Source organism: Nocardioides astragali (genome assembly GCF_024436375.1).
Classification (GTDB): Bacteria; Actinomycetota; Actinomycetes; order Propionibacteriales; family Nocardioidaceae; genus Nocardioides; species Nocardioides astragali.
This window is the reverse complement of record NZ_JAFMZM010000006.1, coordinates 324,157-336,070: the sequence shown is the minus strand read 5'-3', so window position 1 is coordinate 336,070 and position 11,914 is coordinate 324,157. Positions and strand designations below refer to the sequence as shown.

At 70.9% G+C, this 11,914-nt stretch carries 13 protein-coding genes; 8 read left to right on the top strand and 5 right to left on the bottom strand.

What is annotated here, in order from left to right:
• Positions 1 to 2: 2 nt before the first annotated feature.
• Positions 3 to 194 (bottom strand): hypothetical protein, encoded by a 192-nt coding sequence (locus tag J3P44_RS21145; RefSeq protein WP_255892449.1) that lies wholly within the window; start codon positions 192 to 194, stop codon positions 3 to 5.
• Positions 195 to 395: 201 nt separating this feature from the next.
• On the opposite strand from J3P44_RS21145, the gene J3P44_RS21140 reads away from it, so the two are divergent.
• Positions 396 to 4,619, top strand: a complete 4,224-nt coding sequence (locus J3P44_RS21140; protein WP_255892448.1) for an nSTAND1 domain-containing NTPase — start codon at positions 396 to 398, stop codon at positions 4,617 to 4,619.
• A 3-nt stretch (positions 4,620 to 4,622) separates the two neighbouring features.
• Here J3P44_RS21140 and J3P44_RS21135 read toward each other — a convergent pair whose 3' ends face one another.
• On the bottom strand, positions 4,623 to 4,946 hold the full coding sequence (locus tag J3P44_RS21135) for a hypothetical protein (protein WP_255892447.1): 324 nt from the start codon (positions 4,944 to 4,946) through the stop codon (positions 4,623 to 4,625).
• A gap of 24 nt (positions 4,947 to 4,970) precedes the next feature.
• The gene (locus tag J3P44_RS21130; RefSeq protein ID WP_255892446.1) at positions 4,971 to 5,243 is read right to left on the bottom strand and encodes a hypothetical protein; all 273 of its coding nucleotides are present in this window, start codon (positions 5,241 to 5,243) and stop codon (positions 4,971 to 4,973) included.
• Between the two features lie 238 nt (positions 5,244 to 5,481).
• Between J3P44_RS21130 and J3P44_RS21125 the strand changes: the two genes are divergently transcribed.
• The 7 genes from J3P44_RS21125 (at position 5,482) to J3P44_RS21095 (ending at position 11,071) form a co-directional block, all read left to right on the top strand.
• Positions 5,482 to 6,522 (top strand): LLM class F420-dependent oxidoreductase, encoded by a 1,041-nt coding sequence (locus tag J3P44_RS21125; RefSeq protein WP_255892445.1) that lies wholly within the window; start codon positions 5,482 to 5,484, stop codon positions 6,520 to 6,522.
• On the top strand, positions 6,510 to 7,409 hold the full coding sequence (locus tag J3P44_RS21120; RefSeq protein ID WP_255892444.1) for an oxygenase MpaB family protein: 900 nt from the start codon (positions 6,510 to 6,512) through the stop codon (positions 7,407 to 7,409). Before J3P44_RS21125 ends, J3P44_RS21120 begins: the two co-directional genes overlap by 13 nt.
• 8 nt (positions 7,410 to 7,417) lie before the next feature.
• Positions 7,418 to 8,161 (top strand): hypothetical protein, encoded by a 744-nt coding sequence (locus J3P44_RS21115; RefSeq protein WP_255892443.1) that lies wholly within the window; start codon positions 7,418 to 7,420, stop codon positions 8,159 to 8,161.
• Entirely contained in the window at positions 8,154 to 9,302 is a 1,149-nt protein-coding gene (locus J3P44_RS21110) for an acyl-CoA dehydrogenase family protein (protein ID WP_255892442.1), read from the top strand. The genes J3P44_RS21115 and J3P44_RS21110 overlap by 8 nt, the downstream gene beginning before the upstream one ends.
• 20 nt (positions 9,303 to 9,322) lie before the next feature.
• Positions 9,323 to 9,538: an amphi-Trp domain-containing protein gene (locus J3P44_RS21105; protein ID WP_255892441.1), complete on the top strand. Its 216-nt coding sequence runs from the start codon at positions 9,323 to 9,325 to the stop codon at positions 9,536 to 9,538.
• 149 nt (positions 9,539 to 9,687) lie between these two features.
• Complete coding sequence (locus J3P44_RS21100) at positions 9,688 to 10,224, top strand: VOC family protein (RefSeq protein WP_255892588.1); 537 nt, start codon at positions 9,688 to 9,690, stop codon at positions 10,222 to 10,224.
• A gap of 55 nt (positions 10,225 to 10,279) precedes the next feature.
• Positions 10,280 to 11,071: a DinB family protein gene (locus J3P44_RS21095; RefSeq protein ID WP_255892440.1), complete on the top strand. Its 792-nt coding sequence runs from the start codon at positions 10,280 to 10,282 to the stop codon at positions 11,069 to 11,071.
• A 10-nt stretch (positions 11,072 to 11,081) separates the two neighbouring features.
• Here the strand turns inward: J3P44_RS21095 and J3P44_RS21090 are convergent, their stop codons facing one another.
• A complete protein-coding gene (locus J3P44_RS21090) occupies positions 11,082 to 11,282 on the bottom strand; it encodes a hypothetical protein (protein WP_255892439.1) in 201 nt (66 codons plus the stop codon).
• A complete protein-coding gene (locus tag J3P44_RS21085; RefSeq protein WP_255892438.1) occupies positions 11,279 to 11,890 on the bottom strand; it encodes a hypothetical protein in 612 nt (203 codons plus the stop codon). Before J3P44_RS21085 ends, J3P44_RS21090 begins: the two co-directional genes overlap by 4 nt.
• Between the last annotated feature and the right edge of the window lie 24 nt (positions 11,891 to 11,914).

Sequence of the window (11,914 nt, the reverse complement as noted above, 5' to 3'; positions counted from 1 at the left end):
TCTCAGGGCCTGGGGTCGGGGAACGGTGTAGGTCCGCCAGTGAGAGGTTCGGTCGCCGGCCCGACGTTGTGCTCGTAGCCGACGTCGCGGACGGGCGGGCCGACGACCAGGTCACACGCGGCGGCCATGCCCGCGGTGGCGAGGAGGAAGCCGGTGGCCAGGACACGGCGGGCGCGCGCGGTGGTGGTCTTCATGACGGCTCCGAGCGGTCACGGTCGCGAGTTGAGCCCGGGACGCGGTGGTTCATGGCGATCTCCTGGGCTGTGTGGTCCCCGGGGCCGTTCGGCTCGGGGTGTCCAGTTCGCCACCAGCCGGTACCGATCCAGCGCTGGAGCGGTATAGCCCGGGCACATATTCCGTTGACCAGACCCACGACGTCGAGGACATTGGGCGGGATGGGGATCCACGTCCTCGGTCCCCTGACCGTCGACGGATCGGGTCGTCTCGGCACCCACGACCGAGTAGTGCTGCAGGCCCTGGCCACGCGGTTGGGGGCTCCGGTGAGCGCGGACGAGCTGATGGATGTCCTGTGGGGCGACACCCCACCGGCCTCCGCCGCCAAGAACGTGCAGTCGTGCATCGTCCGGCTCCGCAAGATCCTGGGTCCGGGGGCGATCGAGACCTCGCCCCACGGCTACGTCCTGATGGTGCCGCCCGATCGCGTCGACGCGTACGACTTCGAGGCGCGGGTGGCCCGCGCCCGCGGGCTCCTGACGGTGGGCGAGAGCGACCGGGTGGTCTACCAGCTGGAGCAGGCCCTCGCCCTGTGGCGTGGTCCCGCGTTCCCCGACCTCCCCGAGTGGCCGCCCGCCCGCCGAGAGGCCGAGCGGCTCGACGAGCTGCGCCTCGAGGCGCAGGAGATGCATGTCGACGCGATGTTGCGCAGCGGGCGACCCCGGGAGGTGCTGGCACAGGCTCAGGCGCTGGTGAGTGCCGCGCCGTTGCGTGAGCACCGCTGGGAGCTCCTCGTCCTCGCCCAGTACCAGACAGGCGCGCAGGCCGAGGCGCTGCGCTCGATGCGCCAGCTCCGCACGGTCCTCGTCCGTGAGCTCGGGATCGACCCGGCCCCCGAGGTGTTGGCCCTGGAGCAGTCGATCCTCGAGCGCGATCCAGGCCTCCTCGTCCCCCAGCCGCGGGTCGGGGCGGGACAGTGCCCGTGGCAGGGCCTCAAGGCCTACGACGTCGACGACACCGAGCGGTTCTTCGGCCGTGACCCCGACATCCAGGCGTGCCTCGACCTCCTCACGTGGGGATCCTTCGCGGCTCTGGTCGGCCCCTCCGGCTCCGGCAAGTCATCGATCATGCGTGCGGGGGTGCTGGCGGCTCTCCGCGAGCGCGGCCACAGGATCGTGCTGATCACTCCGGGACGGCGACCCCTCGAGGCGCTGAGCGCGCTCCGGGAGAACGCCGATGCGCGCACCGTGCTGGCCGTCGACCAGACAGAGGAGGTCTTCGCGCTCTGCGAGGACCTGGAGGAGCAGCGCGACTTCCTCGGGCGCCTCGCCCACGAGGCCACCAGGCGTCCCGTCATCCTGACCCTGCGCGGCGACCGCCTGTCGCAGGTCACGGAGCACCCGGGCCTCAGCCGTCTGGTGGAGCGCGGCCTGCACCTCGTCGGATCACTGGACGAGGAAGCCCTGCGTGCCGCGGTCACCGGCCCGGCCCAGCAGGCTGGGCTGATCCTCGAACCGGGCCTGGTCGACCTCCTCGTCCGGGAGGTGCGCGACGACCCGGGGGCACTGCCACTGATGTCGCACGCCCTCCTGGAGACGTGGCGACGCCGGGAGGGAAGCACCTTGACGGTGGAGGGCTACCACTCCACCGGGGGGATCCAGGGCGCGGTCGCACAGTCTGCGGAGCAGCTGTACGGCAGCATCGGGGCCGACGAGAGACACGTGCTGCGCGACCTCGTCCTGCGACTGGTCTCACCCGGAATCGACGGTGAAGCCGTCCGCACCCGGGTCCCGCGCCGCCTGATCGCCTCCGATGCCCACCACGAGCGCCTGATCGGGATGCTCGTCGATGCGCGCCTGGTGACCAGTCACGAGGAGGTCCTCGAGATCACCCACGAGGCACTGGCCAATGCCTGGCCTCGACTACGCGGCTGGCTCGACGACGACGTCGAGGGCCAACGCATTCGTCATCACCTGAGCGGCGCGGCCGACGCGTGGGACACCCTCGAACGGCCTGACAGTGAGCTCTACCGCGGTGTCCGGCTCGCGCGTGCGCTGGAGTGGCAGTCCGGCACCAGGTCCACCCTGACGGACACGGAGCGCGAGTTCCTGGACGCTGCCCGCGAAGCCTCCGACGCCGAGGAGCGGAGCGCAGAAGAGCATGCTCGCGACCAGGCGCGGCTCATCCGTCGGCTGCGCATGGTGCTCGGTGGAGCCGTGGCCCTCCTCGCCCTCGCTCTGGCCGCCGGCGGTCTCGCCGCGGTCCAGTCGGACCGGGCCAACGACAACGCAGCCCGGGCGCGGCAGCTGGCGGTCCACGCGGATGCACGACGGGTCGGAGTCCGATCCCAGCTCACCGACGACATCAGCCTCTCGCTCCTGCTCGCAGTCGCTGGCGCACGGCTGGACGACTCCCCGGAGACAAGGGTGAACCTGGTGACCGCCTTGGCGAAACGTCCGACGCTGGTCCGGTCGGAGCCGCCCGGCGGCGGCTACCTGGAGGGGTTCGATGTCAGTCACGACGGTCGCTTCATCGCCTCCTCGGACGATCAGAACCGGATGCACCTCTACGACGCCTCCACCAACCGGCTGCTGCGCAGCTACGACGCCGGCCGGCCGACCGAGGCGGGCCAGGCGTACATGTACCCCGCCTTCAGCCCGGACGGCAGGCAGCTCGCCGTCGTCCTGGAGCAAGCGCGGTCCCTGGAGCCAGTGCGCCTCCTGGACTCGGAGACCATGCAGCCAACGAGGCAGCTCGACTTCCCGGGTGGCAAGCCGCTGTGGGGCAACGACGTCCAGTTCAGCGCCAACGGTCGCTACCTCGCTGCCACCCTGAGCACAGGGCCGGTGGAGGAGGCGCTTGAGAAGCGTGGCTACGCCTTGGTCTGGGACCTGCGCTCCCCGTCCACGCCGCCCGTCCGGGTGCCGACCGGAACCGGTTTGCAAGGGCTGGCGCTCAGCCCGGACGGCCGGACCCTTTACACCAACTGGCCGCTGACGGCGTACGACGTGGCGTCGGGCGAACGACTCTGGCGCCGCGAAGCCCTGACCGCATGGATCACCCTGGACGTGAACCGGGCGGGAACTCTGCTTGCTCTCGAGGACTACACCCGCGGGCACGGGTTGCTGGTGGACGCAGCCACCGGCGAGACGGTCCACACGCTGCGCGGACACCGAGACCAGGTCTTCGACATCCAGTTCTCACCCGACGGCACGGTGGTGGGGTCGGTCTCCCAGGACGGCGAGCTCATCGTCTGGGACACCGCCACCGGTCGGCCCGTGGAACGGTGGAACACCTTCGATCCGTGGGGCGTCGGCTTCAGCCCGGACAACGACCTGGTCTATGGGGGCGGCGGGGACTCGATGCTTCGTACATGGGACCTGTCCGGGCGCGATACCTACCTGCAGCAGACCACCCAGGTCGGAGACAGTGAGCTCTTCGCACAGGCCGACATCTCCCCGGACGGGCGGCAGGTGGCCTATCGCTGGCTCGACGACCGGGGCGAGGGATGGGTCAGGTTCGTCGACACCCGGACCGGCGAAGCGACGCCGGCGACCCGCCTTCCGGTGAACGAAAGCCAGTTCGTCCTCGGCACGTGGCATCCCCGGGGCGGGCAGTACGCCGCATACTGCGAGGCGCAGCAATGCGCGAAGACGATCGTCAGTGTCCTTGACTCCGTCACGGGCAAAGAACTGCGGAGATCTCGGGACATGGTCGACAGAGACGCCAGCGTCTGGACACTGGCGTATGTCGACGACGGTCGCAGCCTGCTGGTGACTGACTCGGTCCGCCGGACTCTGACGGTTGACGCCGAGACCTTGCGCCCTCGCGGCGAGCTCTTCAACATCCCCGGCGACGTCATCGCCCCGATCGGTGACGGGAGCACCGCCATGCTCTACGAGGCCGCAGGCGACGGCTTGAGCGCGCGCTGGCGAGTCATCGACGTCAACAGCGGCGCGGTCCAGTCCGAGGGCGACCTGGGTCTGGCCCCTTACACGTCGGTCGCCTCTCCGGACGGCTCCACGGTTGCGGCAGCCGGGAGCTCTGGCGAGATCGTCACCGTTGACGTCTCGACTGGGGACCAACGGCGATCCACCGGTCTCGGAGCGGCGGTGCGCTGGCTCAACTACTCCGACGACGGACGACGTCTGGTCTCCGGCGCCGCCGACGGCGGAGTCAGCCTGTGGGACGCTACGACGCTCGACCTGCTCGGCACCGTTCACCCGCCTGACCGGGGCACACCGGTCCCGGCCGGTGCGCAGTTCATCGGCGACACCCACGACGTGGCGATCGCCTCCTACGACGGCAGGATCTACCAGTGGGAGACCGACGTCGACCGAGCCATGGACTTCGCCTGCCAGATGGCCGGGCGAACCCTGACCGAGGACGAGTGGGAGCAGGTCCTGCCCGCGCAGCCCTATCAGTCGGTCTGTCCGGACGAGTGAGGCTCAGGGTCGCGAGTCGAGGCCGGGGCGGCGTCCCTCGGACCAGGGCTCGATGACCGATCGCTGCCCGCAGCGCGGGTCATGACCGAGTGCGTTCGGCCGCGCAGGCAGCGCGAAGCACGGACGGTCCACCGCTGGGTCGACCCTGGAGAACCAGGTGTCGCTGGCCGGAGCCGGCCGGTCCTGCGGTGTCGTATCGCCGAGCGGCGTGGAGCTGCTGGCGGGGAGGACGAGGATCGCGGCGATGGCGGCGGCGCCCATCGCGCCGGCGGCGGCCGACGGCCACCACCAGCGCGGCGAGTCCGAGCCGATCGAGTAGGCGTTCATCACGACCTCCTGTGGGTGAGTCCCTCAGGAGCGACCGGTGTCGCCGAAGTCGAGTCGCGACGGGTTGGTGTCCTTCGAGGGCTTCGGCTTCGGGGGAAGCTTCGCCTCGCCGTCCCCGAAGTCCATCCGGCCGGTGTGGTCGCGAACCGGCATCTTGGGGGCCGGGCTCTTGCTCTTCTTCTCGACCGTGTTGCCGATGTCGTTGGCGGGCGGCTCGAGGTCCTCGCCGCAGGCGGCGACGAGGCTGAGGGCGGCTGCGGCGGCCACGGCGACGACGGTGTTCTTGATGCGATGCATGTCGATCTCCTGAGCTGGTGGATCCCGGGCCGATCGGCTCGAGGTGTCCCAGTTCGCCACCAGCCGGTACACAGCGGGCGCAGGGGCGGTATCGCGCGGGTACATCCACCGCCGATTCGGCGGCGATGCCGCGTGGGGAGACCCTCCTTGGCGGACTAGACCTGACCGAGCCGGAGTGGGAGCAGGTCCCGCCCAAGAGCGCTTGCCATCGTGACAGTTTCACTGTCACGATTGCGGCATGCGCCTCGCCACCCTGCTGATGTACGACGGCAACCCCCGCAGCGCGGCCGACCAGGTCGTCGCCCTGGAGAAGGCGGGCCTCGACAGCGTGTGGGTCGCGGAGGCGTACGGCTTCGACTCGCCCACACTGATGGGCTACCTCGCCGCGAAGACCGAGACCGTGAAGATCGGCTCCGGCATCCTCAACATCTACTCGCGCACGCCGGGCGCCCTCCTGCAGACGGCTGCCGGTCTCGACAACGTGAGCGGCGGCCGCGCGATCCTCGGCATCGGGGTCAGCGGACCGCAGGTGATCGAGGGGTTCCACGGCGTGCCCTACTCCAAGCCGATGGCGCGGACCGCGGAGGTCGTCGAGATCATCCGTCGCGGCCTCAAGCGGGAGCCGCTGACCTCGGCCGGCGAGTTCCACCTTCCCCTGACCAAGGAGGACGGTGGGGTCACCGGACTGGGCAAGCCGCTCAAGCTGCTGACCAAGCCCGAGCGCGACACCATCCCGATCTGGATCGCGGCCCTCGGCCCCAAGAACGTCGAGCAGACCGCCGAGATCGCCGACGGCTGGATCCCCCACCTCTTCCACCCCGAGCGCGCCCACCTGGTCTGGGGCGACGCCCTGGCCGCGGGCAACGCCAAGCGGCAGGAGGGCCTCGCCCCGTTGCAGGTGATGGCCGGCGGCATGGTCGCGATCGGCGAGGGACCGGACACCAAGACGCTGCTCGACTTCGCCCGCCCGATCTTCGCGCTCTACGTCGGCGGCATGGGCGCGAAGGGCAAGAACTTCTACAACGACGTCGCCCAGGCCTACGGCTACGAGAAGGAGGCCGAGGAGATCCAGGACCTCTACCTCTCGGGCAAGAAGAGGGAGGCCGAGGCGCTCGTCCCGACCGAGTGGCTCGAGGCCGCCAACCTCGTCGGGCCGGAGTCCTACATCAAGGAGCGGATCGCCGCCTTCCGCGAGGCCGGGGTCACCGACCTCAACGTCACGCCCGTCTCCGACGACCCCGCCGCCACCGTCGCGCAGCTGAAGGAATGGGTGTCCTGAGCGCCGTGCACGCGCCCGGCCGCTACGCCAACCTGCGACGGATCCAGCAGCTGGATCCGGAGGTCGACTACGACGAGATCGTCCGGCTGACCGCCCGCCACGAGTTCCCGTGGGACTACGTCCAGGGCACCGGCATCGCGTTCATGCGCGACTACGGCGTCCCGTCGATCGCCGCGCTGCTCGACCGGACCCGCGAGTTCGAGGACCACGGCGTCAAGCGCTACGACGACACCATCCTGATCGGCGACGAGGCCACCCTCGACGGCATCGACTCCCCGCGGTCGCACGCAGCCCTGCGGCGGCTCAACCGGATCCACGGCCACTACGACATCCCCGACGAGGAGCTCGCCTACGTCCTGGCCACGACGATCGTCGGTCCGGTCCGCTGGATCTCCGCCTACGGCTGGCGCCCCCTCGACCCCCACGAGCTGGTGGCGCTGGCGAAGGTGACCACGCGCTTCGGCGAGCTGATGGGGATCAAGGACCTGCCCACGACGTACGACGGCTACCTCGCCCTGCTCGTCGACTACGAGCGGCAGCACTTCGCCCACACCCCGGCAAGCACCCGTCTGGCCGAGGCGTCGATCCGGATCGCCCGGACGGTGGCCCCGGCCCCGCTCAAGCCCCTGACGCGTCGGGTGATGATCGCGGTGATGGACGAGCCGCTCCGCGAGGCGCTCGGCCTGCCGCGCCAGCCGCGGTGGTTCGTCCGCGCGGTGCACGCCGGCCTGCGGCTGCGTGGTCGGGTGCTGCGCTTCGCGCCCCCGCGCCGTACGCCGTACCGGCACCGCCCGACGACCTACCCTGGCGGCTACCGGCTGGCCGACCTCGGCCCGATCGCCATGCTCGACGACCTCAACCGAGTGGCCGGGGCGGCGAACGGGTAATGGGGCAGATGACACTGATCTCCCGCTCCCGCCCCGCCACCTCGCTCATGCCCGGGGTCCTGCCCGGTGCCGTGCTCGGCTCCGGCCTCGCCGCCGCGGCCGCGATCACCGGCCTGCTGCGGCGCGACAAGCCGCTCCATCCCGTCGGCCACCACGGGACGGGCCACCTCACGGTCACCGATCCCGCCCCCGACCTCGGCATCGAGGCGATCGCCCGGACCGGCACCCGGCCGTGCCGCGCGCGGTGGTCGCGGGCGATGGGACTGCCCCAGGGCTGGCCCGACATCGAGGGCCTCGCCCTCCGGCTGGAGGGTGCCGCGCCCGACGGTGGTGACGCCGACCTGCTCTTCGCCAGCACCGGCTCCCGGGCGTGGAACCGCTACCTGCTGACCATGCGGGGGCCAGGCCACTTCGGCCGGGTGACCACGCTCCTGCCCGTGCGCGCCGGCGGCCGGGCCGTGACCTTCCGCCTCAGCCCGCAGCCAGAGCTGCCCGACGTCCTTCCCGACCAACTGCCCCCGTCGTCGTACGCACTCGAGGTCGCCCGCGGCACGGGCGGCTGGGAGCGGGTCGGGCACGTGGACGTGGCCTGGGCGGAGGACGACACCTCCGACCGGTTCGACCCGGTCACCCACCCTCTGGCCGGGCTCGAGCAGTACGCGTTCGTCACGGGCCTGCGCGAGCCCGCCTACGTCGCGGCGCGGGCAGTGGCCCGCGCCCGTCCCACCACCGGAGGACACCACCATGCCTGACCGCCCCAGCATCCTCGAGCAGGAGCACGAGGACTTCCGAGCTGTCGCGCGGGCCTTCTTCGCCAAGGAGGTGGTGCCGTTCCACGCGCAGTGGGAGCGCGACGGCATCGTAGACCGGGAGGTGTGGCGCAAGGCTGGTGAGCGCGGGCTGCTGTGCTTCGACGTGGCGGAGGCCTACGGCGGCGCAGGGATCAGCGACTTCCGCTACAACATGGTGCTCGCCGAGGAGTCGGCCCGCGCGGGCGCCACGGGCCCGGGCTTCGCCGTGCACAGCGACATCATCGTCCCCTACATCTCCAGCCTGGGGACCGAGGAGCAGAAGCAGCGGTGGCTGCCCGGCTGCGTGTCCGGCGACCTCGTCACCGCGATCGCGATGACCGAGCCCGGCGCCGGCTCGGACCTTCAGGGGATCCGGACGACGGCGGTCGACGCCGGCGACCACTACGTCCTCAACGGGTCGAAGACCTTCATCTCCAACGGCATCCTGTCCGACCTCGTCATCGTCGTGTGCCGCACCGATCCCGAGGCCGGCCACCAGGGCATCTCGCTGCTGGTCGTGGAGCGTGGCATGGAGGGCTTCGAGCGCGGCCGCAACCTCGACAAGATGGGCCTGCACGCCCAGGACACCGCCGAGCTGTCGTTCACCGACGTACGCGTGCCGAAGGCGAACCTGCTCGGCGCCGAGGGCTCGGGATTCGTCTCGCTGATGGAGAACCTGCCCCAGGAGCGCATCTCGATCGGCTGCATCGCGGTCGCGGCCGTCGAGCACGTGCTCGACCTGTGCCTGGCGTACGCCAAGGAGCGCGAGGCCTTCGGCAGGCCGATCGGGACGTTCCAGCACAACCGCTTCGTGCTGGCCGAGATGGCGACAGAGGCCCACATCGCGCGGGTCTTCATCAACGACTGCGTGCTGCGGCTCAACGCCGGTGAGGTCGACACCGCGCTCGCCTCGATGGCGAAGTGGTGGACCACCGAGCTGCAGAAGCGCGTCGTCGACGCGGGCGTGCAGCTCCACGGCGGCTACGGCTACATGAACGAGTACCCGATCTCCCGGGCCTACACCGACTCGCGGATCCAGACGATCTACGGCGGGACGACCGAGATCCAGAAGGAGATCATCGGGCGGATGCTGGGCTTGTAGCTCGTGAGTAGGTTCGGTGCATGGACCTCTTCGAGATGGACGAGACCCGCACGATGAGCCGCGAGGAGGCCGCGACCAAGCTGCGCGCCCTCGCCGACTCGCTCTCCAAGCACAACTCCGTCGAGTTCGCGCGGGACAGCGGCCGGATCACTGTCGCCGTGCCCGAGAAGGTGCACCTCAAGGTCGAGGTCGAGCTCGGCGACTCCAACGAGGTGGAGATCGAGCTCACCTGGTAGCCGCCTCTGGCGCCCCACCTACCCTCGATCGCATGGCCTGGCTGCACGCCGTGATCGACGTCCCCGAGCCGCTGCTGCCCGACGCGGCCGCGTTCTGGGGAGGGGCCCTCGGCTGACCGCCCGGCGAGCCCTGGACCGGCCATCCCGAGCTGCGGAGCTTCGAGCCCGCCACCGGATCGGCGTACGTCCACCTCCAGCAGGTCGACGGACCCCCGCGCGTGCACCTCGACGTCGAGGTCGAGGACGCGGCGGCGGGCGTCGGCAGGGCCGTCGCCCTGGGCGCGACGCATGTCGCCGCGCACGACCGCTGGCAGACGATGCACTCCCCCGGCGGGCTGCCCTTCTGCTTCGTGCCGGCCACTGGCAGTGAGGTGCCGGCACCCGTCACCTGGCCCGACGGCCACCGCAGCCGGATGGCCGGCGCCGGAGTTCGCCGGGAAGTGGCACGACGCGAGTCGCCGCTCCAGCTGCTCTTCCAGCGTCTCGAGGACGAGGAGGGACGGGTCCGCGCCCACCTGGACCACGGCACCGACGACCGCGACGCCGAGGTGCGGCGGCTCGTCGGCCTCGGCGCGGAGGCCGGCGCCACCGGAGGCGGTTGGCAGGTGCTGCGCGACCCGGCTGACCTGGCCTTCTGCGTCACCGACAACAGCCCGTCGATCGAGGTCCCACGCGACCTCTCCTGACCGCGGCCACCGTCAACGGACGCCGATCGTCCTGAATCCTCTCTAGCGTGGACCCATGACCGACTTCACCGGGCAGGACCTCGCGGGCTCCCTCTTCCACCGCGTACACCTCGGCGGATCGACCTTCCGGGAGGTGCACCTCACCGACGCGCTGCTCCACGACGTCGACCTCAGCCGGACCCGGGTCCGGGCGGCCTACCTCGACGGCGTACGGATGACCGGCGTCGAGGTCCCGGACCTGGAGATCTACGGCGAGCTCGGTCGGCTCGTGGTCAACGGGGTCGACGTGGTTCCCCTCGTCGAGGCGGAGCTGGACCGTCGTACGCCCGAGCGCGTGCTGATGCGTCCGACCGACGTCGAGGGGTTCCGCGAGGCGTTCACGGTGCTTGACCGGCTGTGGTCGGACACGGTCGACCGCGCACGGGCACTGCCGCCGGACCACCTCCACGAGCAGGTCGACGAGGAGTGGTCGTTCACCGAGACCCTGCGCCACCTCGGCTTCGCGCACGCCTGCTGGGTGAGTGGCGTGATCCTGGCGGACCCGTCTCCGTGGCACCCGCTCGACCTGCCCTGGGACGAGGCGCCACAGATCGAGGGCGTGCCGTGGGACCGCGACGTGCGCCCGTCCCTCGACGACGTGCTCGAGCTGCGCTCCCGGCGCCGCGCCACCGTGCAGGCGGTGCTCGACGACCTCGACGACGAGGGCCTGGCCCGGCCTGTCATCTCCGCGACCCCGTTCATGGCCGACGCCGAGGGCCTCACCGTCGCGACGTGCTTGCGGGTCGTGATCAACGAGGAGTGGGAGCACCGGCTCTACGCCGAGCGCGACCTGGCGGTGCTGTCCTGACGATCGGGCTTCAGGCCGCGAGATCGAACAACGCCCGCCTGAGGCGCGCTTCGGCCGGACTGAGCCGCTCGCTCGGCGCAAGCCGCCGGGTGCCGCTGTGGTCGACGACGTACGTCGCTCCGTGCGGGTCGCGCCACACGTAGATGCCCGGGAAGGGCTGCCGCACCTGCCAGACGGTGTGGGTCTTGATGCGGTGGTGGAACGCTGTCATCGGCCCGTAGTTGCCCACCCTCGACTGACCTGGTGGCCCTCCGCGACGGAAGGGTCGGTGTGGTCGATCTGCTGGGTGCGAGCAGTGCTCACTCCCCACGGGAAGGTGTCGGCCGGCGTCATGAGTTGCACGGCCTGCCGATGTCGGTCCGGGATCTCGTAGGAGTCGACGGACGCCTGGCCCTCGATGTCCAGGACCGGCTTGACCGTGAAGCGTGCGAGGGGGCCGAGGTGCTCGCGCACCCATCCCTCCGTCACGGGGCCGTGCCCCTCGACCCGGGCGACGTCGGTGGTCTCCTGGCCGGCGTAGGTGTGCACGTGGAGCGTGACGGTGGGCATGATCGAGGGCCAGTCGAGCTCGGGGCGCTCACCGGTGCGCATTCCTTCGTCGTCCTCCACCGGGCACTCGGCACGGTCCCGCCACTGGATGAAGGCCTCGATCAGAGCGACGGCCTGGTGGGGGTTGGCCAGCACGGCGATCGCCTTGACCCGCCTGGCGTCCTGGTCCTCGGCGTCGCCGAGGCTGGCGAGGATGTCGGCGATCCACTGGACGCGAGCGTCGAGCAGCGCCACGACAGGGAACGGCGCCCGGACGAAGAAGCCGCGCATCCCGCCTCGGTGGAGCGAGTGGGC